24 protein-coding genes are annotated in these 24,388 nt (G+C 43.4%); 1 reads left to right on the forward strand and 23 read right to left on the reverse strand.

Annotation, left to right across the window (positions count from 1 at the left end; translation table 11 throughout):
- The first annotated feature begins 629 nt into the window (after positions 1–629).
- A complete protein-coding gene (locus tag FZC78_RS23715; protein ID WP_187444938.1) occupies positions 630–863 on the forward strand; it encodes a hypothetical protein in 234 nt (77 codons plus the stop codon).
- Positions 864–1,376: 513 nt separating this feature from the next.
- Here FZC78_RS23715 and FZC78_RS13285 read toward each other — a convergent pair.
- The 23 genes from FZC78_RS13285 to sdaAA form a co-directional block, all read right to left on the reverse strand.
- A complete protein-coding gene (locus tag FZC78_RS13285; RefSeq protein ID WP_148940193.1) occupies positions 1,377–1,661 on the reverse strand; it encodes an EscU/YscU/HrcU family type III secretion system export apparatus switch protein in 285 nt (94 codons plus the stop codon).
- Entirely contained in the window at positions 1,658–3,487 is a 1,830-nt protein-coding gene (locus tag FZC78_RS13290) for a hypothetical protein (protein ID WP_148940195.1), read from the reverse strand. Before FZC78_RS13290 ends, FZC78_RS13285 begins: the two co-directional genes overlap by 4 nt.
- 13 nt (positions 3,488–3,500) lie before the next feature.
- The gene (locus FZC78_RS13295) at positions 3,501–4,277 is read right to left on the reverse strand and encodes a ribonuclease HII (protein ID WP_148940197.1); all 777 of its coding nucleotides are present in this window, start codon (positions 4,275–4,277) and stop codon (positions 3,501–3,503) included.
- A gap of 109 nt (positions 4,278–4,386) precedes the next feature.
- Complete coding sequence (ylqF, locus tag FZC78_RS13300; protein ID WP_148940198.1) at positions 4,387–5,256, reverse strand: ribosome biogenesis GTPase YlqF; 870 nt, start codon at positions 5,254–5,256, stop codon at positions 4,387–4,389.
- A 34-nt stretch (positions 5,257–5,290) separates the two neighbouring features.
- On the reverse strand, positions 5,291–5,842 hold the full coding sequence (gene lepB, locus FZC78_RS13305; RefSeq protein WP_148940200.1) for a signal peptidase I: 552 nt from the start codon (positions 5,840–5,842) through the stop codon (positions 5,291–5,293).
- Positions 5,843–6,139: 297 nt separating this feature from the next.
- On the reverse strand, positions 6,140–6,484 hold the full coding sequence (gene rplS / locus FZC78_RS13310) for a 50S ribosomal protein L19 (RefSeq protein ID WP_113929873.1): 345 nt from the start codon (positions 6,482–6,484) through the stop codon (positions 6,140–6,142).
- 134 nt (positions 6,485–6,618) lie between these two features.
- A complete protein-coding gene (gene trmD, locus FZC78_RS13315) occupies positions 6,619–7,362 on the reverse strand; it encodes a tRNA (guanosine(37)-N1)-methyltransferase TrmD (protein WP_148940202.1) in 744 nt (247 codons plus the stop codon).
- Entirely contained in the window at positions 7,359–7,877 is a 519-nt protein-coding gene (gene rimM, locus FZC78_RS13320; protein WP_148940204.1) for a ribosome maturation factor RimM, read from the reverse strand. The genes trmD and rimM overlap by 4 nt, the downstream gene beginning before the upstream one ends.
- Before the next feature lie 11 nt (positions 7,878–7,888).
- Complete coding sequence (locus FZC78_RS13325; protein WP_148940206.1) at positions 7,889–8,275, reverse strand: YlqD family protein; 387 nt, start codon at positions 8,273–8,275, stop codon at positions 7,889–7,891.
- A 302-nt stretch (positions 8,276–8,577) separates the two neighbouring features.
- Positions 8,578–8,811: a KH domain-containing protein gene (locus FZC78_RS13330; RefSeq protein ID WP_148940207.1), complete on the reverse strand. Its 234-nt coding sequence runs from the start codon at positions 8,809–8,811 to the stop codon at positions 8,578–8,580.
- A gap of 11 nt (positions 8,812–8,822) precedes the next feature.
- Positions 8,823–9,095 (reverse strand): 30S ribosomal protein S16, encoded by a 273-nt coding sequence (gene rpsP / locus FZC78_RS13335; RefSeq protein ID WP_148940209.1) that lies wholly within the window; start codon positions 9,093–9,095, stop codon positions 8,823–8,825.
- 117 nt (positions 9,096–9,212) lie between these two features.
- Entirely contained in the window at positions 9,213–10,556 is a 1,344-nt protein-coding gene (gene ffh, locus FZC78_RS13340; RefSeq protein WP_148940210.1) for a signal recognition particle protein, read from the reverse strand.
- Between the two features lie 11 nt (positions 10,557–10,567).
- The gene (locus tag FZC78_RS13345) at positions 10,568–10,900 is read right to left on the reverse strand and encodes a putative DNA-binding protein (protein WP_113929868.1); all 333 of its coding nucleotides are present in this window, start codon (positions 10,898–10,900) and stop codon (positions 10,568–10,570) included.
- Between the two features lie 763 nt (positions 10,901–11,663).
- Positions 11,664–12,659 (reverse strand): signal recognition particle-docking protein FtsY, encoded by a 996-nt coding sequence (gene ftsY, locus FZC78_RS13350; RefSeq protein ID WP_148940212.1) that lies wholly within the window; start codon positions 12,657–12,659, stop codon positions 11,664–11,666.
- A 14-nt stretch (positions 12,660–12,673) separates the two neighbouring features.
- Entirely contained in the window at positions 12,674–16,243 is a 3,570-nt protein-coding gene (gene smc / locus FZC78_RS13355; protein ID WP_148940214.1) for a chromosome segregation protein SMC, read from the reverse strand.
- A gap of 11 nt (positions 16,244–16,254) precedes the next feature.
- Positions 16,255–17,004, reverse strand: coding sequence for a ribonuclease III (rnc, locus tag FZC78_RS13360; RefSeq protein WP_148940216.1), 750 nt, complete (start codon positions 17,002–17,004; stop codon positions 16,255–16,257).
- A gap of 755 nt (positions 17,005–17,759) precedes the next feature.
- Positions 17,760–17,993: an acyl carrier protein gene (gene acpP, locus FZC78_RS13365; protein WP_006838176.1), complete on the reverse strand. Its 234-nt coding sequence runs from the start codon at positions 17,991–17,993 to the stop codon at positions 17,760–17,762.
- Positions 17,994–18,094: 101 nt separating this feature from the next.
- The gene (gene fabG, locus FZC78_RS13370) at positions 18,095–18,838 is read right to left on the reverse strand and encodes a 3-oxoacyl-[acyl-carrier-protein] reductase (protein WP_148940218.1); all 744 of its coding nucleotides are present in this window, start codon (positions 18,836–18,838) and stop codon (positions 18,095–18,097) included.
- Positions 18,835–19,782: an ACP S-malonyltransferase gene (gene fabD, locus FZC78_RS13375; RefSeq protein WP_148940219.1), complete on the reverse strand. Its 948-nt coding sequence runs from the start codon at positions 19,780–19,782 to the stop codon at positions 18,835–18,837. The genes fabG and fabD overlap by 4 nt, the downstream gene beginning before the upstream one ends.
- Positions 19,783–19,797: 15 nt before the next feature.
- A complete protein-coding gene (gene plsX / locus FZC78_RS13380) occupies positions 19,798–20,799 on the reverse strand; it encodes a phosphate acyltransferase PlsX (RefSeq protein ID WP_148940220.1) in 1,002 nt (333 codons plus the stop codon).
- A complete protein-coding gene (gene fapR, locus FZC78_RS13385; RefSeq protein ID WP_148940222.1) occupies positions 20,783–21,373 on the reverse strand; it encodes a transcription factor FapR in 591 nt (196 codons plus the stop codon). Before fapR ends, plsX begins: the two co-directional genes overlap by 17 nt.
- 85 nt (positions 21,374–21,458) lie before the next feature.
- On the reverse strand, positions 21,459–23,507 hold the full coding sequence (gene recG, locus FZC78_RS13390; protein ID WP_148940224.1) for an ATP-dependent DNA helicase RecG: 2,049 nt from the start codon (positions 23,505–23,507) through the stop codon (positions 21,459–21,461).
- A complete protein-coding gene (gene sdaAA, locus FZC78_RS13395; protein ID WP_148940226.1) occupies positions 23,500–24,387 on the reverse strand; it encodes an L-serine ammonia-lyase, iron-sulfur-dependent, subunit alpha in 888 nt (295 codons plus the stop codon). The genes recG and sdaAA overlap by 8 nt, the downstream gene beginning before the upstream one ends.
- Position 24,388 lies beyond the last annotated feature (1 nt).

Here is a 24,388-nt window from a genome sequence, read left to right on the forward strand (position 1 = left end):
AATTTTAAAATTCAGAAATATGAAGAGAGAAAAAGGGTACTGTTTTTTGATTTTATTAAATGAAAACGTTATCTTAAAAAAACAATCTTAGGAAATTTTTCCGGTACACTTTTCAAATTACAACCCTTTTTTCGTATAGACTTGAGACGGGCACTCCCTGGCCAATTCTCTACATAATACATAGTAAAATGAAAAGAAAACCTTCCAAATGCTTTGTAGAAATCTTCTTGCTTTTTTACAAGGCTGTACTCAAATAAATTGCTGCTTTCAGAATAATTCCAAGGGTGGGGTTGAGTGATTCACACCTATTAACAATGTCTATTGATTTCCACTCCAGGTGCGTGACTCCCCGGGGCGTGCGGTGAGCCTCCTCGGCTTCATAAAAAGCGGAAGCGGCCGTTCAGCGACGTACAGATTTTAGGGCTCTCGCATGAGATAAAGGAAACACAACGAACGTAGTGAGTTGATGTTGACTTATCGCAAGGAGGAGGCAGGGAAGTACGCTAGCCGCCTTAGGCCATGCAGCTAGATTAGCAAGGAGAGAGACCGAAATCTGCTAGTCGCTGGCCGCTGAAGCTAGATTCGCCTGTATATAAAGTGGAAGCGCCCCGATCAGGCCCGACAGGCAAATGTTCCGAAGAGAAAAAAAGGCGAACTTTCCTTTTATTCTCTTCGGGTTATTTGACCCCGAGGGACTGGGCGCTGCAACTGGATTAGGGGTCTCACCTGTCTTCAAAAGTGGAAGCACCTTGATCAGCCCCGACAGGCAAATGTTCTCAAGAGAAAAAAAGGCGGTCTTCCTTTTTATCTCTTGGGGTTATTTGACCCCGAGGGGCTGGGTGCTGGAACTAGACGCACGCTAGTCCCGCAGGAGGTCACGCCCCTTCCGTTCCAATCAAATCATTGCTAGACTTTTTATAACGTACAACTCTCCTTCTTCCTAATATTAGGATTGAAAGTGTATAGGAAATTGTGCAACCAATTTTGAACAACAAAAAGTTCTGTCATTTGCTATTTAGGGTACTTTTTGTATTACCTATTGAACAGATTTACCAGCAAGGATATCCTTAAATCAACAAAAAAGGAGTGTCAATATTAATGCGATTTGACACTCCTTTTGATGTGTAATTAATAATTTTGTACTCGAAAACCGAACCCCTTATTGTAAAAGTCTCTTTTCTTTCTTATGCTGTTATCTTACGAAATTCATATTAAACAGCAGCAAAGTTTACGAAAAGAGCCTTTTACAAACCCTTTTCACAAGGCATAGGTGTTCATCAGGAATAGCCGCAAATTCTTTGAAAGCAGCCATTCGCCCACCTATATTGTTGCCTTTTTAATAGGTTCATAACAAAAGCTGAAGCCACCCTTCCGCTTCAGCTTCTTCCCGCTTCCTTATCGACTCTGTACAAAAAGGCAAACACTTCTGCCACTGCCTGATAGAGTTCCTCAGGTATCGATTCATTGATATCCAGGCTGCCGAGCAATTCGACAAGAGCAGGGTCCTCCTGCACCGGTATGTTATTCTGCCTGGCCCTTTCAAGGATATTATCCGCTATCAATCCTTTTCCCTTCGCAATGACTTTGGGAGCTTGCTGCCTGTCTGCTTCATATTGAAGCGCCACAGCTTGCTTCCTCTTATTCTCATTATTCTTTTTCATACTTTTAAATCCACCCCCGCATAAGGAACTTCTCCCGCCAACCCTCGATATTTTTCCTTCGCTGGTACAGCGGCAGTACCAGATTCCTTAAAATGGACGGATGACAACTTGTAGCCGAGTAATTCAAGGCCCTCCTTCATATTCATTGAAAAAGGAGCCGATAATTCTTTTAACCCGGGAGTATCATTGTATATGTTCAAGGCAATGACCCTGTTCTGGACTGTCATATCGACAATGACTTCTTTGATGCTTTCCAGTTCAAGATAGAATAATACACGACAATATTCGGAATCGATTTTCCCGCTTTCCGTTTTCCTTCCAGTCCACTGCATAGTCAAGTCAGTTCTTTGGTTCATCCATGATAGCGGAAGCTGGTAAACGACGTGTTGAAGCGGTCCGCTTTCCCCAGACAAGGCAGCTTGGCCATTCAGCTTATATAGAAGCCTTTCAGCAGACTCTCTCGCCTCCCCATGAGGAAGCTCCTTTAATAGGGCTATCAATGACGGTTTCAGAGAGTCTTGCATGGACCGGTCTCCAGGAGCTCCTCCTGCAAGCCTGGCCTCTTGATTCAGTCCTAGCTTTGAAATAAGATCCTTAATAATATCCGGCAGGTTTTCTTTATGAACCTTAGCAGCATTGCCTTCATCAAAAGCTACGATCTCTTGAAGCAGTCTCAACGCTTGCTGCTCCGGTCCGCGATTATCACGCAGGCTGCCTATCATTCTGGAAAAGCTGATTAGTGCTTGCTGCTCTTTTCTTGAATGGATACCATACATCAGGTTGAATTTACCTGTTTTTGTCAATTGAGGGATTGTTTCTACATGGGAAAGCAATGATTCAGCCCGCCTTATTATTTCTGCTGCCCCCTTGATTATTTCCTGAGACGAAGTTTCACTTGATTTCAAGATATCCAAGGCAGTTTGGACATCTTTGAGAAGGAGATGGGGCTTTTCAGCGGATATCTCCACTTTTGCTAGAAGTTCAGCCAAAACGGTCATCTTATCTTTCAACAAGGCTGTCCCATTATTTCCGATAAAAGATTTTATTTCTCCCAGAGAACTTTCTGGAGGCTCAATCCCCATCAATTGAAGGAGGTTCTGCGCTGGTGCACGACGGCTTGGCTCTCCAGCATTATCCACCGCTAAACCCGAGGCGTAGTTGACAACTTTTTGAAAAAGGTGATTGGTTTCGGATTCTTTTACCCCTGCAAGAATTTTTAAGATCCCCTTGTTTTCCGTTGATAAAGAAGTGCTATTCTGTAAAGCGGTTTCCAGCCTGTCCAACAGATCTGTTACGGACTCCATATTTCGTCCATATAGGTAAGAAAAGTATAGCGGCCTAGTAATGGTCAAATTTGCATCCTTCAGTCTCAAAAGAGTTTGGATACCCTCCTGCTTGTCCGGCGTATCGGTGAGTACCTCACCCATCCTGAGCAGCTCTCCTTTTGTGAAAGGCATAGAATTCCTCACCATGAGGGCAACTAACTCCTTAATATTTCCTCCTTTTGGAAGCTGAAGATCGCTCATGAACTTCTCGACAACATCGGACAATGAGCCCTTACCTTCACTCTGGAGAGATGATATTACCCTCAATTTCAGAATTCCTTCATCCGCAAGCTCCGCTTGAAAGAAATAATGATTTCCCGCAATCAAGGGGGCTTCCAATTTAGCAATGGTTTTTTGTCCCTTGTAATTGACTTCAGCCATCCCTTCTGGCAGCAGCTTATTGACTTTTGCATAAAAAACCTGTCCATCAATCAATTTGGGTGGATAAGGAGATTTATTCAATTTTTGAAATGTAGCACTTTGTATACTGCGTTCCAGCATGAATACACCTTCTTTATTTCAACATAAGTTCTTTTACCGGCGCAAAGGAGCTGCGATGAATCGGACATGGACCATACTGCTTCAAACCTTCCAAGTGCTCCTTAGTTCCATAACCCATATTTTTCTGAAACCCATATCCCGGGTAGTCTTGGGCATACTCTTCCATCAGCCTGTCTCTCGTCACTTTAGCGACAATAGATGCAGCGGCAATTGAAATACTCCGGGCGTCTCCTTTAATCAAAGAGATTTCAGGAAAAGGTGTCCCCAATTCCATCGCATCAATTAACAAATGGTCAGGATATACACCGAGTCCATTAACGGCTGTGATCATGGCTTTCTTAGAAGCTTGATAGATATTCAGCCTGTCGATCTCCTCTGCAGAAATAATCCCTGTACCCCAGGCAATCGCTTTATCTGTAATAAGCTCATAAAATGTCTCTCTCTGTTTTTCTGACAGTTTTTTTGAATCATTGATGCCGAGCAGGCAAATATCCTGAGGCAGGATGACAGCAGCCGCAACAACCGGTCCGGCCAATGGCCCTCTTCCTACCTCATCTATACCCGCGATAAACCGGAAACCCTGATGCTTTAATTCGTTTTCGAAAGAGCTCATTCGGACGAATTCCTCTCGCAAAGCCGTCTCTTGTTCCCGTTCGCTGTACCATTTTGAAATGAGTTTCTGGATTCCTTTTCTTTCATCCTTTTTAAAGGTCTGAAAAAGCTCATCCTTCTCTTCTTGAATATCCTTGATAATTCTAGCTGCTTCAGAAATTGTATACTGTTTGGGCATAAGCGCTCTCCTATTTACTATGTATGTTCATTCTTTTTATCGGCAGATTCACCAAAAAATAAAGCTGACTCTATAAGGACGAAATACGCCTTTTGAATCAGCTTTTTCTCTATTCTTGTTCTGCTTCAGTAAACTCTCCAGGGATATCGAATGTAATCTTACCCAGGCGTTCACTTCTGATATCACGGACAATCAGGTCAGAAGTCTTGTCGTAGTCCACTCCGCCTCCAGCAATCAAGCACCCTCTCTGGACACCGATTTTATCAAACACTTCCACAATTTCCTCTGGAAATACTTCAATGCCATAGCGCTCTTCCAATCTGTTTGGATAATGCTTTTCCAAATAGCGCAATCCATATACAGCAATATCCTGCAAGTTGAGAATTGTGTCTTTGATTGCACCGGTTAAAGCCAGCTTGTAGCCTACTTCCTGATCTTCAAACTTCGGCCATAGTATACCTGGTGTATCAAGAAGCTCCATTTCCTTGCCGACCTTTATCCACTGCTGTGCTTTTGTTACACCTGGTGTATTGCCGGTCTTGGCGATATTCTTCTTAGCGAGCCTGTTGATCAATGTGGATTTTCCGACATTAGGTATACCTACAATCATCGCCCTTATCGCCCTCGGTTTCATCCCTCTTGATTTCATCCGGTCGAATTTTTCTCTCAAAATTTCTTTTGAAGCTCTTACGATGTCACCTAAACCAGTTCCGCCTTGGGCATTCACTGCCAGCGCCTTGATGCCCCTGTCAGCGAAATACCTTATCCACTGATCTGTAAGTGCCCTGTCTGCCATGTCCGCCTTGTTTAAAAGGACAAGACGGGGCTTATGCTGTACCACTTCGTCAATCATTGGGTTCCTGGAAGAAATCGGAATGCGGGCATCGACAAGTTCAATGATGATATCAACGAGCTTCAACTTCTCGGTTACCTGTCTCCTTGCCTTCGCCATATGTCCCGGAAACCATTGAATGGTCATATTATCACCTCCAATAAAATCTGTTTCTATCTTCTTACTTTATAACTTCTATATCTTTAATCGGCCAATAGATGACATTAGTACTGCCAATGACTTCATCCACTTCCACTGCGCCTATGTGGCGGCTGTCCTTACTGAAACGGCGGTTATCCCCCATGACAAAGAGGGTGTTTTCCGGAACTGTTTCCCGGCCGATTTTTTCTGCTAACGTAAAGTCTTCAGTCAACAGTCCATCATCGATCTGTTCCTTATATTCTTCCAAATAAGGTTCGTCATATGCTTCTCCGTTAACATAAAGTACATCGTCTTTATATTCGACAGTGTCTCCAGGAAGCCCGATTACACGCTTGATATAATCTTTTTGTTCCGGTGCATGAAAAACGATTATATCAAAACGATCCGGTTCTCCAACGCTATAACTTAACTTATTAACAATCATCCTGTCTCCATTATGTAATGTCGGCATCATCGATAAACCGTCAACCACGATCGGCGTAAATAAAAAGTAACGGATCAGCGCAGCCAGTCCGACAGCAATCAATAATGCTTTGGTCCATTCCCACAGTTCATTCTTCTGCTTTGCCACCAGGTTCCCCTCCTGTGCCTCAAATTTTCCCATAGTCATATTCTACAAAAAGCAGACACGGTTTACATCTGATATACTTTAAACTAGATCATAGTATGTAATGTTGTATTAATTTAAGAAAAGAGCACTCAATAAGATTAAATAGACTTGTTCCTGCTGAAAGCATGTAATCCGCCTGGATGGACGCTTGATCATATCCGCAGACCTTTGCTAACGGAAGTAACTGAAAAGCTGTTTAATAAACTGAAAAATAAACTGAAAAAGGAGCTTGTCTCCAAGCTCCTTTCCATCTTAAAATTATCGAATTTCTTTGATACGGGCAGCTTTACCGCGCAGGTTGCGCAAGTAGTAAAGTTTCGCACGACGGACTTTACCGCGGCGGATAACTTCAAGCTTCGCGATTTTTGGTGTGTGTACAGGGAATGTACGCTCAACACCAACACCATAAGAAATTTTACGAACTGTGAACGTTTCGCTGATTCCGCCTCCGCGACGGCCGATTACTACACCTTCGAATACCTGAATACGCTCGCGAGTACCCTCAACAATGTTAACGTGTACGCGAACTGTATCACCAGGACGGAAAGATGGTAAATCAGAGCGAAGTTGTTCTTTTGTAATTTCTTCGATCAATTTGTGCATCTATTTCATCTCCTTCCACCAGATGCTCTTACAAAAACGATTTATTGCAGCGGAACATCCTAATCGATGACCCGATAGAAATTATCTGATCAAGTCACAAAGGTAATAATACCATATTGATATGATTGAATCAACTAGTTTCTATCATTTTTCCATTCTTCCAGCCAATTTTTTTGGCGTTCATTCAATTCTTTACCATCCAGTAAGTCCGGCCTTCTTTCAAACGTCCTTCTGAGTGATTCCCTTTCTCTCCATTCCTCAATGAGTTTATGGTTACCGGAAATCAGTTCTTTCGGTACCTTCATTCCTCTAAAGTCAGATGGCCTTGTATAATGCGGGTGTTCAAGATATCCCGATGAGAAAGAGTCCAGGACAGGTGAATCTTCATTCCCCAGCACTCCCGGAAGAAGCCTTACTACACTGTCGATGATGACCATTGCTCCGAGTTCCCCGCCCGTGAGAACAAAGTCACCAATCGAAATTTCATCTGTCACCACATGCTCCCGGATCCTTTCATCGTATCCCTCGTAATGCCCGCAGACGAAAATCAAATGGTCTTCTTGAGCCAGTTCTTCTGCTTTCTTCTGAGAATACCGTTCTCCCTGCGGACAAAGCAGTATGACTCTTGGCTTTTTCTGCTGAGATGGACTTGTGAGGGCTTCTACAGCGTCAAAGATCGGCTGCGGCTTCAATACCATGCCTGCACCGCCTCCGTATGGGTAATCATCGACTTGTCCATGTTTGTTATCGGCATACTCCCTGAAATTCACTACATTGTACTGAACAGCACCTTTTTCAGCAGCTTTTTTTAGAATGGACTCACCGAATACTCCACTGAACATCGAAGGAAATAGAGAAAGTACATCTATTTTTTTCATGTAAGCAGTCCTTCGAGAGGCTCAATGAGAATCACCTTTTTATCAATGTCTATTTCTTTCACAACATCGTCTATATAAGGAATCAGAATTTCCTTCCCTTTAGCACCTTTGACTACCCATACATCATTCGCTCCCGGTGTCAGGATTTCAGAGATTGAACCAACTTCCTCACCCGAAGATGTTTTGACTGTGCAGCCGATGATTTCATGGAAGTAGAATTCTCCTTCTTCAAGGTGTCCAAGCTGCGTTTCATTTATTTTCAAGATTCCATTTTTGAAGGGCTCCACTTTGCTGATGTCTGTGTAATCAACAAAAGTGAGCAAATCAAAATTCTTATGTTTCCGGTGAGTTTCAACCGTCAATTCCAGAGGGTCTTTTCCTTTTTCAGTAAATAAATAGAGTGTATTGCCCTTCTTGTATCTTTCTTCCGGGAAATCCGTCCTTGAAATCACTCTGACTTCACCTTTGACTCCATGTGTATTAACAATCTTCCCTACGTTAAACCACTTATCCATTTGTATCACCTCTAACGTATTTCACTTATGTACCCGTCTTTCACCACAATCGTCTTGGAAGGACTCTTTTCTTCCCAATTATCCCCCACTTGGACCTCAACAATCCCCTGAATCTCTTTATCCTTCAACTCACTTCCAAGCGGCAGTATATTAAGCTGATCGATCTGGAAATCTGTCAGTTTGATTTTTTCTACTCTTAACTCTATCTCTTTTTCAAAATGAGACTTAAGATTCTGCGAGGAATACTTTTTCGTTTTTTCCATCTTCTTCATTTCAAATCTCAGCTGATCACACTCTTTATGAAGTTGGAACTTTTTCCCCTCGTATTTATCAAGCAATGCTCTCTTGCTCGATTCCGTCAGCACTTGATTCACTGTGACATTCTGGAGAATCTTCATTAATCCGCCTCCTGTGAATGTGTTCATTTTATTCCGCTTCCACCTGTGTATGCAGGGGGAGGGAATGTACTTAGGTAAATCCCCTCTAAAAATCGGTATCACGTCTGTTTTTCTGATGTAAAGCAGATGGGGACTGATCTCTTAAAAGGATGAACGCAGCCTTCAGATCTATAAAATGGTATATAAAAAGGGAGGTTATTTTCTCCTCCCTTTTGACTGTCTTATATGTGCCGGCATTAGCGGAACTTCCATCCGTGTGATTACCCTGAAGGGAAGCAGCCGCTATGTCCGGCTCTTGTTGTTCACTCTGCGATTTCCAGAAAGACTCTCTTTTTTTCATGTGATCCTGCTGCAGCATAAACTACTGTCCGAATCGACTTTGCGACCCGCCCTTGCTTTCCGATCACTTTGCCCATGTCTTCGGGATGAAGCATAAGCTTATAAGTGACAGAATCATCATTCTCCTCAGCATCTACTTCTAAATGCTCAGGCCGGTCTACAAGAGGAGCCACAATCGTTAAGATCAAATCTTTCATTCGTTCCACAATTACTTGCTGTATTTAGCGTTGTGGAATTTTTCCATGATACCTTGTTTAGAGAAAAGGTTGCGGACTGTGTCAGATGGTTTCGCACCATTTTGCATCCATTTAAGAGCAAGCTCTTCGTTGATATCTACTACAGCTGGCTCTGCAACCGGGTTGTAAGTTCCAACTGTTTCAATTTGACGTCCATCACGCGGTGAACGAGAATCTGCTACTACAATACGATAGAAAGGGGACTTTTTAGCTCCCATACGTTTTAAACGAATTTTTACTGCCATGTTTAAAGCACCTCCGAATAGTTTTACACAAGTAGATATATTATCAGTGTGTATTTTGTTTGTAAAGTGTTTTTTCTTAACAGTTGAATTTTCTTTTTAACAGTTAAGATCAAAAGCCTACATGAACGGGAATTTCATACCTTTTTTCTTAGCTTTTCCTTGCATTCCGCTCATTTGTTTCATCATTTTTTTCATATCTTCAAACTGCTTAAGCAAGCGGTTGACTTCCTGGATGTTTCTTCCGCTTCCCCTTGCAATTCGTTTTTTCCTGCCGGAATTGATGGTTTCTGGATGCTGCTTCTCTTCTTTTGTCATGGATTGAATGATCGCTTCGACGTGGCTCAGCTGTTTTTCATCCACTTGCAGTTTATCCAGGCCCTTCATCTTGTTAGCGCCAGGCATCATCTTGATTAATTCATCAAGAGGACCCATTTGTTTGACTTGTCCAAGCTGTTCAAGGAAGTCTTCAAAAGTAAAGGACATAGTCCTCATCTTCTTTTCAAGCTCTTTAGCTTTCTCTTCATCGACATTAGCCTGGGCTTTCTCGATCAGCGACAATACATCACCCATACCAAGTATACGGGAAGCCATTCGCTCAGGATGGAAAGCTTCAAGCGCATCCAGCTTTTCGCCCATCCCGACAAATTTAATCGGTTTTTCCGTAACAGATCGGATGGATAGAGCAGCACCGCCTCGAGTATCTCCGTCCAGTTTTGTCAGGACAACTCCTGAAATCCCTAATGAATCATTAAAGCTTTGGGCAACATTCACCGCATCCTGTCCGGTCATTGCATCGACAACAAGAAAGATTTCGTCTGGATTTGTGAGCTCCTTGATATCCTCCAATTCACCCATCAGCTTTTCATCAATATGAAGGCGTCCGGCTGTATCTATCAGAACATAATCATGGTGCTCTTCCTTCGCTTTCTCGATTGCCTGCTTCGCAATTTCCACAGGACTTACCTGGTCCCCCAATGAGAATACAGGCATGCTCAATTGTTTGCCGAGTGTTTCCAGTTGTTTGATCGCTGCAGGACGGTAAATATCTGCCGCCACCAGCAAAGGTTTGCGGTTATATTTCTTTCTCAGAAGATTGGCGAGCTTACCAGTGGTCGTTGTTTTACCTGCACCCTGAAGGCCGACCATCATTATGACGGTAGGCGCACGCTTGGCGACAGCAATCTGGCTTTGCTCTCCTCCCATTAATTCGGTAAGTTCTTCTTTAACCACTTTGATGACCTGCTGGCCCGGCGTCAAACTTTGCATGACTTCCTGGCCCACAGCACGTTCACTTACCTTTTTAACGAAAGTTTTTACTACTTTGAAGTTTACGTCTGCTTCAAGCAATGCAAGACGGACTTCACGCATCATTTCTTTTACATCCGCTTCATTGACTTTTCCTTTTCCGCGGATCTTCTGAATTGTGCCTTGCAGTCGGTCGGCTAATCCTTCAAATGCCATAATGCCGCCTCCTAATCCAATTTCTCGAGCTTTTCGAACAGCTCTTCTAATTCCGACGTTTTATTGTCTTGTTTATTAAGTAACTGTTTGATTTCCCGCAAAAGCTTGCTGCGCTCTTGAAACTTCTGAAATAATAAAAGCTTCTCTTCATATTCTTCAAGCATTGCTTCTGTACGCTTGATATTGTCATAAACTGCTTGACGGCTGATCTCATATTCCTCGGCAATTTCGCCAAGCGAGAAGTCATCCAAGTAGTAGAGGGACATGTAGCTGCTTTGCTTGGGAGTTAATAGCGACTGATAGAAATCATACAAATAATTCATTCTCGTCGTTTTCTCAAGCATTTCCTCACTCCCTCTTGTGTTAAGTGAAACACCTTTACATAAGAAGGATACATAGTTTTAGAGAAAATGTCAAGGTCTATACGGAGTATGGGATACATAATGTTTTTGAGCTATAAATTTTTTTAGAACGCTCTTAAAAGGGGGATGAAGGTTAAATCACATTTCAAAGCTAAATTTATTTTGAAAAAACCTACAAACAGTAACGGGGGTCTGTTTTGAAATACACACTTCTAATTTGCAACTAAGATGTGGAATAGATTTCAATTAAGGGTATATTAAGCAAGCGAAATTTTAGCGCTTTTTTCTAAAAGACCTTTTACGAATTTTTTTAAAAAATTACACCTAGAAGGGAGTGCCAATTCGTACCGATGTTGACACTCCTTTAATCTTAATATAAAGGTATTCCAGTGAGTCTATTTACTTGGTAATATAAAAAGTACCTTAAATAGCGAATGACAGAACATTTTGTTCTTCGAAATTAGCAGTACAACTCTCTATATATTTTTTCATGATATTAACATAAATAAGAGCAGCTAACTGTTAAAACAGCTAGCAAAAGTTTGATTCCATTTTCTTATTGCTGTTTTCTGCAACTGATCTAATCATTTCACCGGAAGAATTCCGCTCATTTTAGTTATAACTGGTGACTCAATGAAGGATTGTTCAGGTCCTTATTATGACCTGAGGTTCTTTATACCAGGGTATAAGCTCTAAGGAAATCAAAAAACCGCGGCAAGCCAAAGGCTTATCGCGGTTCTGCATCTTACTCTTCCATTTCCTCTTCATCGACCACATTGGAGAATAAGCCGTACACATACTTCTCAGGATCGAACGGCTGAAGATCATCGACTTTCTCACCAAGTCCGACGAATTTAACCGGGATTTGCAGTTCATTTTTAATTCCAATGACGATTCCGCCTTTTGCTGTTCCATCAAGCTTCGTCAGTACAATTCCGGATACATCCGTTGCTTCTTTGAATGTTTTAGCTTGAAGCAGGGCATTCTGGCCGGTCGTTGCATCCAGAACCAGTAGAACTTCATGGGGAGCTCCCGGTATTTCACGCTCGATGACCCTCTTCACCTTTTGAAGTTCATTCATCAGGTTCACTTTGTTTTGCAGCCGTCCTGCAGTGTCACATAGAAGGATATCCGCATTTTTTGCTTTCGCGGATTGAACTGCATCATAGATGACCGCAGCAGGGTCGGATCCTTCTGAATGCTTGATGACTGGTACTTCTGCTCTTTGTCCCCAAACTTCTAATTGATCGATGGCACCAGCACGGAATGTATCTCCAGCCGCAAGCAGAACACTCTTTCCCTGCTCTTTGAACATATGAGCCATCTTCCCGATTGTAGTCGTTTTCCCTACACCGTTGACACCGACAAACAGGATGACTGTCAGTGTATCTTCCTGGATATTGAGTTCGTTGGAAGCTCCAGCATCACCTTCATAAATTTCAACAAGCTTCTCCGAGATGACGCTTTGAAGCTCACTGGTTTCCTGAATATTACGGCGTTTAGCTTCGTACCTTAATTTGTCGACCAGCTCCATGACGGTATCAAACCCGACATCCGCCCCAATAAGGATCTCTTCCAGTTCTTCAAAGAACTCTTCGTCCACTTTACGATATCTCGCTACAAGGTCATTCACTTTTGAAGAGAAATTATTTCGCGTTTTTGAAAGACCATCCTTAAATTTATTGGTTACTGAATCTGATGATGTTGTAAATTTTTCTTTTAATTTCTTAAAAAAGCTCACTTTATGCACCTGCCTTATTTAACTTGAACAAATTCTTTTGTTTCCTCCAGCCTTACTGACACAAGCATGGACACCCCTGATTCCTGCATAGTCACTCCATAGAGGACATGAGCTTCCTCCATAGTTCCTTTTCTATGCGTGATCACGATGAATTGCGTTTCCTGGCTGAATTTTTTCAGATATTTACTGAATCTTTGAACGTTGGCTTCATCAAGAGCCGCTTCGACTTCATCAAGAATACAGAAAGGAACCGGACGGACTTTCAGTATGGAAAATAATAATGCGATAGCGGTTAATGCCCGTTCTCCGCCTGATAAAAGGCCTAGATTTTGCAGTTTTTTGCCAGGGGGCTGCGCAACAATATCCACTCCTGTATTCAACAGGTCATCCGGCGTGGTAAGCTTCAATTCAGCTCTGCCACCGCCAAAGAGGGCAGAAAACACACCTTCGAATTCGGCTTTGATGGCATGGAAGGTGAAATCAAAACGCTTCACCATCTCGGCGTCCATTTCTTTGATGACCTCGTGCAGGGTATCCTTCGCCTCCTGCAGGTCAGCCTGCTGTTCAAGGAGGAATTGATAACGCTCGGAAACCCGTTCATACTCATCAATTGCACCAAGATTGACTGTTCCCAATTCTTCTAGAGCAAGTTTGATGAGTTTCACTTTCTTCCTTGCATCGGCTATATCCATTAAGAGCGGGTAATCTTCTTTGGCTGCTTCAAAGCTGAGCATATATTCTTCCCTCAAGTGAGCAAGGCGGTTTTCCAGCTCGACATCGAGCCGGTTGATCTTCACTTCCTCATCTTTGAGCGCACCAAGCAATCCCTTATGCTGCCTCTTCAGCTCTTTGAGATGAAGTTCTTCATCTTCCACTTCTGTTTGGAGTTTCATCCTTTCTTCACGACGGCTGCTGATCAAGCTTGCTGTTTCCTGCTTCTCGCGGGCTCTTGCCTCGGCATCCTCTTGAAGTTTAGCTTCTCCAGAGAAATCGTTATCCATCTCATTTGCCAGCCACTGTAGGTCTTCTTCATAATCTTTCTTCTTCTTTTCAGCCTGCTGGAGCTCTTCATTGATGCGCACTAAAACACTCTTGCTTGCATTGAGCTGTTCATAGCGGGCCGCAAGCTTCGCCTTCATATCACTTATTTCATTGGAAATTTCTTCTTTAGACGTCCTGTCGGTATTTTTTTGATGGGTCAACTCATCAATTTCTTTTTCCATTGTCTGGAGTTCACCGGCAATTATACCAAGTTCTTCTTTCAGCTCATCAATCCTTTTAATGTTCCTGGTTTTCTGGTCTGAAAATTCCCCTTTTTCTAGGTCATACAACGAGAGTCTTTCATCCATATTTTTTTGAGATAATTCCAATTCTCTCTGTCTGGACTTCTGTTCTTGTTCTTCATATCTCAGCTGCTCGCCTTTAAGCCGCATATCTTCCAGCTTCTTTTCACTAAAAGAGATGTCCGATTTGTACTGTTTGATTTGTGCTTCAAGACCGCCAGTTTTATCTTCCATTTCCTTAAGCTTGTTAATTAACTCTTCCAATTCACTTTTTCTGCTGAGCAGGGAAGATTTTTTTTGTTTAGAAGCTCCTCCGGACATAGATCCTCCAGGATTGACGATATCTCCCTCAAGCGTGACAAAACGGTACCGGTAACCAGTTATTTTAGCAAGAGCATTTGCTCCCTTTAAATCTTCTGTAATAATGACATTCCCCAACAGATTCGAAATAATGGATTGGTACCTTTGATCATAGTCCAAAAGATCGGAAGCCACTCCTACGAATGAAGCTTGACTTTTCAATGAAGACAGCTGTGCAGCAGGAATCGACTTGCCTTTGATAACGTTCATAGGCAGGAATGTCGCTCTTCCATATTGATTTCTCTTCAGGAATGAAATCGCTTCGCGTCCATGCGACTCGCTTTCGACGACCACATGCTGCATTGCTGCTCCAAGGGCGGTTTCAATTGCTTTATCATACTGCTTCGGTACAGAAACCAGTTCGGCCACTGCACCTTCGATCCCCTTCAGAGTACTGTTCCTTGCTTTAAGGACCTCCTTCACACCTTGAAAGAAACCTGAATAGTCTTCTTCCATCTCCTCGAGCATTTCTTTCCTGGATTTCGCCTGCTGAAGGAACTGGTATGCTTGATAAAGCGTCGTCTCCAGTTTTTGATACTTGCTTTTCAATGTATCCAGATCAATTTTTTCTTTCCTGTAAGAAGTAACTTGATCATCTATCGCTTGTTTCAGTACGCTGAGCTGCTGTTCGATTTCAATCTGAGCTGATTTGATTTCCTCACGCTGAGCCAGAAATTTTTCATTATCTTCATCCAGCCGCTTGCTCCGGCCTGTTTGTTGGTCGAGCTGGGTCTGCAGGTACTGAATTTCATTTTTGGCCGCAGCCTGGCGATTCAGCTTTTCAATATAGTCGCCTTTCAGGGTATCGATCATCGTTTCAATGTCGTCATTGAAATACTGGAAACGTTTTTGTTTTTCTGAGAGCTTCCCCTTAAGGTTTTCTGTTTCAGTTTTAACCTCTTTGAATTCTTTGTCTGTCTGCTGTTTCTCAACCGTCAGCTTTTCAATTCTAATTTTAGCTTCGTCAATATTTCTTTCCAATTGTTCTCTATTATTGGAAGCATTTTTCTTTCTTTCGTGAAGGACCTGTTTTCTCCCTTGCAGCTTTTCAAGCTCCTCAGAGGCCGAAAGAAGCACCTCCTGCAGCTGTGAGATGGACTCGTCAAGAGCTGCTGTATTGTCTCTGAGTTTTTCGAGCTGCGCTTCCCGCTTTTGAATTTCGGAGGATAACTTCAATTCATTTTTCCCATGAGACTCAAAGGAACCGCTCAGTTCTTGCCATTGATTGTGAATGTCTTCAATTTCAAAGACTGTCACACCGACTTCAACCTTTTCCAGTTCCTCTTTTTTCTCCAGATAATCTTTTGCCATGGAAGCCTGAATCTTTAAAGGCTCTACCTGGCCTTCCAATTCTGAAATGATATCATTTACACGATTGAGGTTTTCCTGGGTTTCGAACAGCTTTGCTTCAGCCTTCTTTTTTCTGTTTTTATATTTAAGGACACCCGCTGCATCTTCAAAGATTGTCCGCCTTTCTTCAGGCTTGCTGTTCAGGATTTCTTCGACTTTCCCTTGACTGATGATTGAAAAGGCTTCCTTGCCCAGACCGGAGTCCATGAACAATTCAATGATGTCCTTCAGCCGGCAAGGCTGTTTATTCAGCAGGTACTCGCTGTCTCCGGACCTGAACACCCTCCGAGTCACACTGACTTCACTATATTCAATTGGAAGTGCCCCATCGCTGTTATCCAGAGTAAGAGTCACTTCAGCAAAGTTTAATGGTTTTCTGGAATCACTTCCCCCGAATATGACATCCTCCATCTTTGCTCCCCGCAGGGATTTGGCTGATTGTTCTCCGAGCACCCATCGTATGGCATCGATTATATTGCTCTTTCCGCTTCCATTTGGGCCGACTACTGCTGTTACACCTGGAACAAAATCAACAGAAATTCTTTCTGCGAATGATTTGAATCCTATGACATCTAGTTGTTTGAGGAACATAGTCTTCCCCCTTAGTTTTCTTCAAGCTTATGCTTCAATTTTTCTAACGCCATTTGAGCCGCATGCTGTTCGGCTTCTTTTTTAGATCTTCCGGTACCTATGCCCAGTTCTTCCCCGTTCAGGCATACCCTCGAGACGAATTCACGGTTATGGGCAGGCCCTTTCTCATGAAGAATTCCATATTCAATCGTACCCGCACTGTCTCTCTGGACAAGCTCCTGCAGCTGACTTTTAAAATCCATCACATGAGAAAAAGCACCGGAATTGATTTTCGGAAAAACATTCTTCTCCAATATCACCAGGACTGTTTGGAGTCCCTGGTCCAAGTAGAGAGCGCCGATAAAGGCTTCGAACACATCCGCTAAGAGAGCAGGCCTTTCTCTTCCGCCTGTCAGTTCCTCTCCTTTTCCTAAAAGGACCAGTTCCCCGAATTTCAATTCATTCGCAAAGGTGACCAATGATGGTTCACAGACTATGGCTGCACGCAGCTTGGTCAATTCTCCTTCACTCATTGTTGGGTATTTTTTATAAAGAAATTGTGAAACTGTCAATTCTAGTACAGCATCACCAAGAAATTCGAGACGTTCATTATCTTCATATGGTTTTTTCCGATGCTCATTCACATAGGATGAATGAGTGAAAGCTTGTCTGAGCAATTTTTCATTAGTAAATTGGATTTCATGTTTCTTTTGGAACTCTTTAAATTTCTCATCAACTAACAGCATTGATTGTTTGTCCCTGTTTCTTACTTGTTTCCGCATTGGGCCTCCACCTTGCTATATATAATTACAATAATTTCTACACTACTCAAGTTTATGATAAAAACGCTAAAATCGCAAAAATTCTTTAGTTACGGCAGGCTTCCCCATTTATTCGATAATCTGTTTTCGCAAAGATTGCAGCTATTTTAAAAATAATGGATTTCCGCTCCAGGCGCGCGACTCCGCGGGGCGGGCGTTGAGCCTCCTCGGCTTCGCCTGCGGGGTCTCACCTGTCCCGCTAGTCCCGCAGGAGGTCGCACGCCTTACGCTCCAATCCTTCTACGCAAAAATGAGGAGGAGATAAAATAGCTTTCAAAAGCAACAATTAATTAGAAAAGAGCCTTTTAAAATTATTTATTGGAAATTGAACAAAGTTACAAAAAGAGCCTTGGTAAAAAAGACCGTTTCGCACATATTGTTAATTTCGGAAAAATCCTAAGAGCCGGATTTCCCCCCGGATACTAAGACTTTTCTCTCTAATCGGGGAAGATCAGCTCTTTTCTTTTTTTATTACCAGACTACCCCTTCGTACTGTGGTTATTTCTTCGGAATTAGTATCAAATAGCTGCAAAGTTTACGAAAAGAGCCTTGATAAAAAGAAGAGGATGTTCTTGAAGAGGCAGACACAGTATGAAGGAATTGACTGACATTCGTTTACCGAAAGTCCGCCTTCATTGTGCCAAAACTCTTCAAAAACAGCCTCTTTAAAGGAAGAAGGGCTCCGCTGACCAGCGGAGCTCCAGGAAATACATCGATTAGCCTTTGTTATTTATGTAGTTAACAGCGTCACCGACTGTAGCGATCTTTTCTGCATCATCGTCAGAAATCTCCATATCGAACTCATCTTCAAGTTCCATAACCAATTCTACTACATCTAGTGAATCCGCTCCTAGGTCTTCTTTGAAAGAAGCTTCAAGAGTTACTTGGGATTCGTCAACTCCAAGACGGTCAACGATAATTTTTGTTACGCGATCTAATACTTCTGCCATTCTTGTCACCTCCCCTCAAGTAATTATAGTAGATTCCTATGAATAATCAAGAACCGTTTGTTTTTTTCTTTAATAGGGCGTTCAATCTGGAGAAAATCCGATTACATAACCATTCCGCCGTCCACATGCAGTGTCTGGCCAGTCATGTAGGAAGAATCCTCGGATGCGAGGAATCCCGCTACTTTGGCAATATCCTTCGCAATCCCAAACCGGCTTAATGGAATGCCTTTTAACATTTCAGATTTCACTTCTTCGCTGAGTTCATCTGTCATGTCAGTCGAAATGAAGCCAGGTGCTACCGCATTCACTGTGATGCCTCTTGGCGCCAGTTCCCTGGCAGCTGTCTTCGTCAATCCGATTACACCAGACTTCGCTGCGACATAGTTAGCCTGTCCTGGATTCCCGCTGACACCTACGATGGAAGAAATATTGATGATCCTTCCGCTTCTTTGCTTCATCATTTGGCGGCTTACCGCTTTGGTGCAAAGGAATACACCTTTCAGGTTCGTATCAATAACTTCATCCCATTCACTTTCTTTCATTCTCATTAACAAATTGTCTCTTGTAATCCCAGCATTATTGACCAGGATATCAAGAGAACCAAAACGGGAGATAGTTTCTTTGACCATTGCCTGAACTGATTCTCCATTTGCTACATTGCATTGAATAGAAAAGGCATCCCTGCCCATGGCTTTGATTTCCTCGGTTACTTCGTTGGCTTTCGCTTCGCTTCCTGCATAGTTGACTGCCACGTTAGCTCCCTGGCGTGCAAGCTCAAGGGCGATTTCCCTGCCGATTCCTCGGGAAGCACCTGTTACTAATGCTGTTTTTCCTTCAAGATTCATTGTGCAGCCTCCTTTAGCTTCTCAACAGTCTCTCTGAAACTTTCTTCATCACTGATCGAGAAGGTATTGACCCTGCGATTGACCTTCTTGATCAATCCGGAAAGGACTTTCCCCGGGCCGATTTCAATAAATGTGTCGACACCTTGCTCCAAAAGGGACGAAACAGTATCTTCCCAAAGTACAGGTGAATATAATTGCTGAATTAATTTCTCTTTGATTTCGTGAGCCTGCCTCATCGGCATGGCATCGACATTGGCGATGACCGGAACAGCTGCATCTGCAATCGTAATCTCATCCAGAACTCCTGAAAATTTTTCAGCAGCGGGTTTCATCAGTTGGGAGTGAAACGGTCCGCTCACCTGCAGAGGCAGTACACGTTTTGCCCCTTCTTCTTTAGCCAGGTCTGAAGCCAATTCCACTCCTCTGGATGATCCAGAAATGACAATTTGTCCAGGACAATTTAAGTTAGCCAAGCCTACATGATTTCCTTCTTGAGATATCCTATCTGTGATACTGACAAGTTTGCTGCGTTCCATGCCGAGTACAGCCGCCATTGTCCCTTCTCCTGCCGGAACAGCTTCTTCCATATATTCTCCACGCTTTCGGACAGCATACACTCCATCTTCAAAGGCAATAGCACCCGCAGCCACCAGCGCTGAATACTCCCCTAAGCTGTGACCTGCAGTGAAATCCGGTTCAATTCCTTCTGATTTCAGCAGCTGCAGGAACGCTATGCTTGTGGTCAGCAAGGCCGGCTGTGCGTTTTCCGTCAGCGTCAGTTTGTCTTGGGGTCCTTCAAAAATAAGAGTTGAAAGGTCCATTCCCAATCTTCGATCCGCACTCTTGAAGTATTCTTCCACTTCAGGAAACTGTACAGCCAGCTCTTTTCCCATCCCGGCTTTTTGTGATCCCTGTCCTGGAAATACAAATGCAATTTTACCCATGTTATCCCCGCTCCCCTATTTTAGTTCTTCTTTCTCTTCTTTGGCTACAGCCTGTTTGATGGTATCCGGGACAGAGTGGCTGACCATCTGCCTGGCCTGGCGCACCGCATTGAATAGTGCATTGGAATTGGACGATCCGTGTGCTTTGATCACCGGGGCATTCAATCCGAACAATCCCGCTCCTCCATACTCCGTATAATCCAGCATACTCTTCAATTCTTTTAAATCATTTTTCACGAGCCCTGCTGCTAGTTTATTTTTGAAAGAAGCAGTTAAAGTCGTTTTCAGCATTGAAAAGATGGATAATGCTGTTCCTTCAATTGTCTTTAATACCATATTACCTGTAAAACCGTCCGTCACTACGACATCAGCGGCACCGCTCAGCAGGTCCCTGGATTCGACGTTTCCAATAAAGTTAATATCAGCATCCCTTAGGAGAGAAAAAGCAGCTTTCGTGAGTTCATTCCCCTTCTTCTCTTCTGTGCCGATATTTAATAGGCCTACTCTCGGCTTTTCTATCCCTCTAACATTTGCAGCGTATATGCTCCCCATGATTGCATATTGCAAAAGATGTTCTGGCTTTGCATCTACATTGGCACCAAGGTCCAGCATTAAAAAGCCTTTTCCGTCAAGGGTCGGCAGTGTAGGTGCAAGGGCCGGCCGCTCTATTCCTTTAATCCTGCCTACAATGAAAAGCCCGGCCGTCATAAGTGCCCCTGTATTGCCTGCAGATATACAGGCATCCGCTTTCCCATCGGCAACCGCCTGGGCCATTAAAACCATCGAAGCATTTTTCTTTCGCCTGACTACTCTTACAGGCTCGTCTGTTCCCAGAATGACTTCTGTTGTGTGTACGATTTCAATTCTTTCATGTTCAGCAATCTCTGCTTTGATTTTGTCTTCATCACCGTAAAGAATGATTTCAACGTCTCCAAACTCTTTTACAGCCCTTTCAGCTCCACGTATAATCTCTTTCGGAGCATTGTCCCCGCCCATTGCATCAATGGCTATCTTCATGTTCATCATCCTTTTCAGTATCAGTGGAACGATACATTTCGAATTCCCCGGTAAATACTTTTTCGCCGCCGACGTAACTATGTACTTCCACTATGGTACGCTCTTTATGTATATCAATAACCTTCGCTTTGGCGATGATTCTTTCTCCCTCTTTGACAGGACGAGTAAAACGGATTTGGGATTTTGCCGTCAATGCCAATTCATCATTGATCACAGCAACTGCCAAGGAATTAGCCTGCGCGAACAAATGATGTCCACGGGCAATCCGGTTCCGCTTGAAAACATGTTCCGTCTTAACATCAAAAATGGAGATCGCATTCTGATCAAGTTCAATATCGATGATTTCCCCGATCACTTCCTCTATTGGCAGGGATTTCACCTCGTCACCGAATGTCTTTACAGCAACATGCTTGATCCTTTCCCTCAGCTCAGGAATGGAAAGTTCCATTCGGTCGAGACGAATCGTCTGGACACTCACGCTAAATCTTTCAGCGAGTTCTTCATCTGTTATGAAAGGATTTTCTTTTATCGTATCCGACAATTCTAATTGCCGTTGTTTTTTTGTTGGTCTCATTTTAACACCGTCCGCTACTAGTACTAGGTACTAATAGTAGTATATAATTTAAAAAAACAGATTGCAAGCATCTGCAATCTGTTTTTCAGTCCAATTTTTCCCCTTGCAGCACTCCTGTACCTTCAAGGTAATTCCTTAACCCTTCGTACTCAGCCGCATTCCAAAAATCTTTGCTCTGTATCAGCTTCTGCGCATCATTTCTGGCAACTTCAAGCGCCCTGTAATCATGGATCATATCCGCTACCTTAAATTCCGGAAGGCCGCTCTGTTTCTTTCCAAAGAAGTCACCGGGTCCTCTTAATTCCAGATCTTTTTCGCTGAGTTCGAATCCATCATTCGTTTCAGCCATAATCTTCATCCGTTCTTTTCCCACATCAGTTTTCGGATCCGCCAGCAGGATACAATAGGATTGATCACTTCCCCTTCCCACACGCCCCCTTAACTGATGAAGCTGAGAAAGGCCAAATCTTTCGGCATCATAAATAACCATCATTGTTGCATTGGGAACATTAACCCCTACTTCAACTACGGTTGTTGACACAAGAACCTGGATTTCATTTTTGCTGAATGCCTTCATCACTTCGTCCTTTTCATTTGAGTGCAGCCTGCCATGCATCAGCCCCACATCATACCGCTCCCCAAAGTAAAACTGCAGCTGGGCATGGACATCAATCGCATTTTGGACATCCAGTTTGTCAGACTCCTCGATCAATGGACAAATTACATAAGCCTGCCTGCCTTGCTTAAGTTCCTTCTCAATGAAATCAAGAACTCGTTCAAGTTTATCCTGTTTTGCCCAATAGGTTTCGATTATCTTTCTGCCAGCTGGCATTTCATCGATTATCGAAACATCCATTTCACCGAAAACAGTGATAGCAAGAGTTCGCGGGATAGGAGTAGCTGTCATGAAGAGCACATCAGGACTTTCCCCTTTTTCACGCAGGATACGCCTTTGCTGGACACCGAACCGATGCTGTTCGTCCGTGATGACCAAGCCAAGATTATTGAAATTGACTTCTTCCTGTATAAGGGCGTGGGTGCCAATCAACACATCAATCTCTCCGTCCTCCAATTTCTGGAGCAGAAGTTTTCTTCGTTTCCCTTTAACCGAACTCGTCAGCAGAGCAGTATTTAACCCGGCTGGACCAAGCAGGCCGCTGAGTGATTCCGCATGCTGTTCTGCGAGGATTTCCGTGGGCACCATCAGTGCTCCCTGGTAGCCGGCAGTGATACTGGAAAATAAAGCGATTGCCGCAACCACTGTTTTACCTGACCCAACGTCTCCTTGAAGAAGCCTGTTCATTCGATATGGCGATTTCATATCAGCCGAAATTTCATTTACGACCCTTTTTTGGGCATCAGTCAGCGGGAAAGGCAGTCCGTGGATAAATTCCTTGATCTTGTCTAAATCATAATTCTGAGAGATACCGTTAGAGTGCTCCCGCTCGAATTTCCTTAGTGCTTGCATTTTCAATTGAAACAGAAGGAATTCTTCATACACCATTCTCCGCCTTGCCTGCTTCAAACTATTGGGGTCAGCCGGGAAATGAAGATTGAAGAGCGCTTCATGCCGGTTAATAAGCTTGTAAGGCACCCGAAGTGATTCCGGAAGATTCTCATGGATCTCAGCCCCATAATGATCGAAAGCCGTTTTGATGAACTTGCGGAGAGATTGATTTTTAATTGAGCCTTTCAGGGAGTATACAGGCTCGAAATCCCCTTTTGAGGTATGAGGGCCAAGAGAATATTGCGAAACCGTAATGATCTGCCGGTTTTTATCCCATTTCCCAGTTACCGTAATCGTATCCTGCAGGTTCAGCTTTTTCTTAAGGTACGGCTGATTAAAAAAAGTAGCCTGGATCAGATAACTCCCTGTAAGCAGGCGTACGTTCAGGCGCGATTTCTTTTTTCCATAGAATATTAAGGATGGGGCAGAGTGGATTTTACCTTCCACCGTTACCCGCTCATCATGTTCCGCTTCAGCCAGATCCTTCAACCGGTAATCCTCATACCGATACGGGACATAATCAATCAAACCGCCGACCGTTTCCACACCCATAGCCGCAAGCTGCAATGCGGTTTCATCCCCGACTCCTTTTATTTCCGTCACGGGTATTTGAAATAAATCAGTCACCTTTATTCAAGGATACTCCAAATATTTTCGCTTCCAGCTCTCTGCCTGTTGGCGTGGCAGCCAGTCCGCCCTGCGCTGTCTCCCTTAGCGCGACCGGCATGGTTTGACCAATCTTGAACATGGCATCGATTACTTCATCACAAGGAATTCTGCTCGTGATCCCTGCAAGGGCCATATCAGCAGCAACCATAGCGTTTGCTGCTCCCATCGCATTCCTTTTAACACAGGGAACTTCTACTAACCCTGCTACAGGATCACAGACCAGTCCTAACATATTCTTTAGAGTAATGGCCATAGCCTCCGCACTTTGACTTGGAGTACCGCCGGCAAGCTCCACAATCGCTGCTGCCGCCATTCCGCTTGCAGAACCGACTTCCGCCTGGCAGCCGCCCGCAGCACCAGAAATGGACGCATTATTTGCAACAACAAACCCAAATGCTCCTGACACGAAAAGGAATCGAACCATTTCTTCCCTTGTGGGGTTAAGTTTTTCCTTTACAGCAAAAAGAGTACCAGGCACCACACCCGCAGACCCTGCAGTCGGAGTAGCACAGATCGTTCCCATAGCCGCGTTCACTTCATTGGTGGCTACAGCTTTGCTGACTGCATCCAATAAAAATTCTCCGGAAAGGTAATTTCCTTTTTCAATGTATTTCTGAAGAAGGACCGCATCTCCGCCAGTCAATCCTGAATGCGAACGGACACCTTTAAGTCCCTTCTCAACAGCTTCCTCCATAACCACAAGGTTTCTTTCCATCATTGAAAAGATTTCATCCCATGTCTTATTTTTGTACTCCATCTCCTGTTCAATCATAATGTCGGATATTTTCTTGTTATTGCTCTCTGCCAATTCTATTAATTCTGCTACATTGCGAAACATA

The organism is Rossellomorea vietnamensis, from assembly GCF_008180415.1.
In the GTDB taxonomy this organism is placed as follows: domain Bacteria; phylum Bacillota; class Bacilli; order Bacillales; family Bacillaceae_B; genus Rossellomorea; species Rossellomorea vietnamensis_C.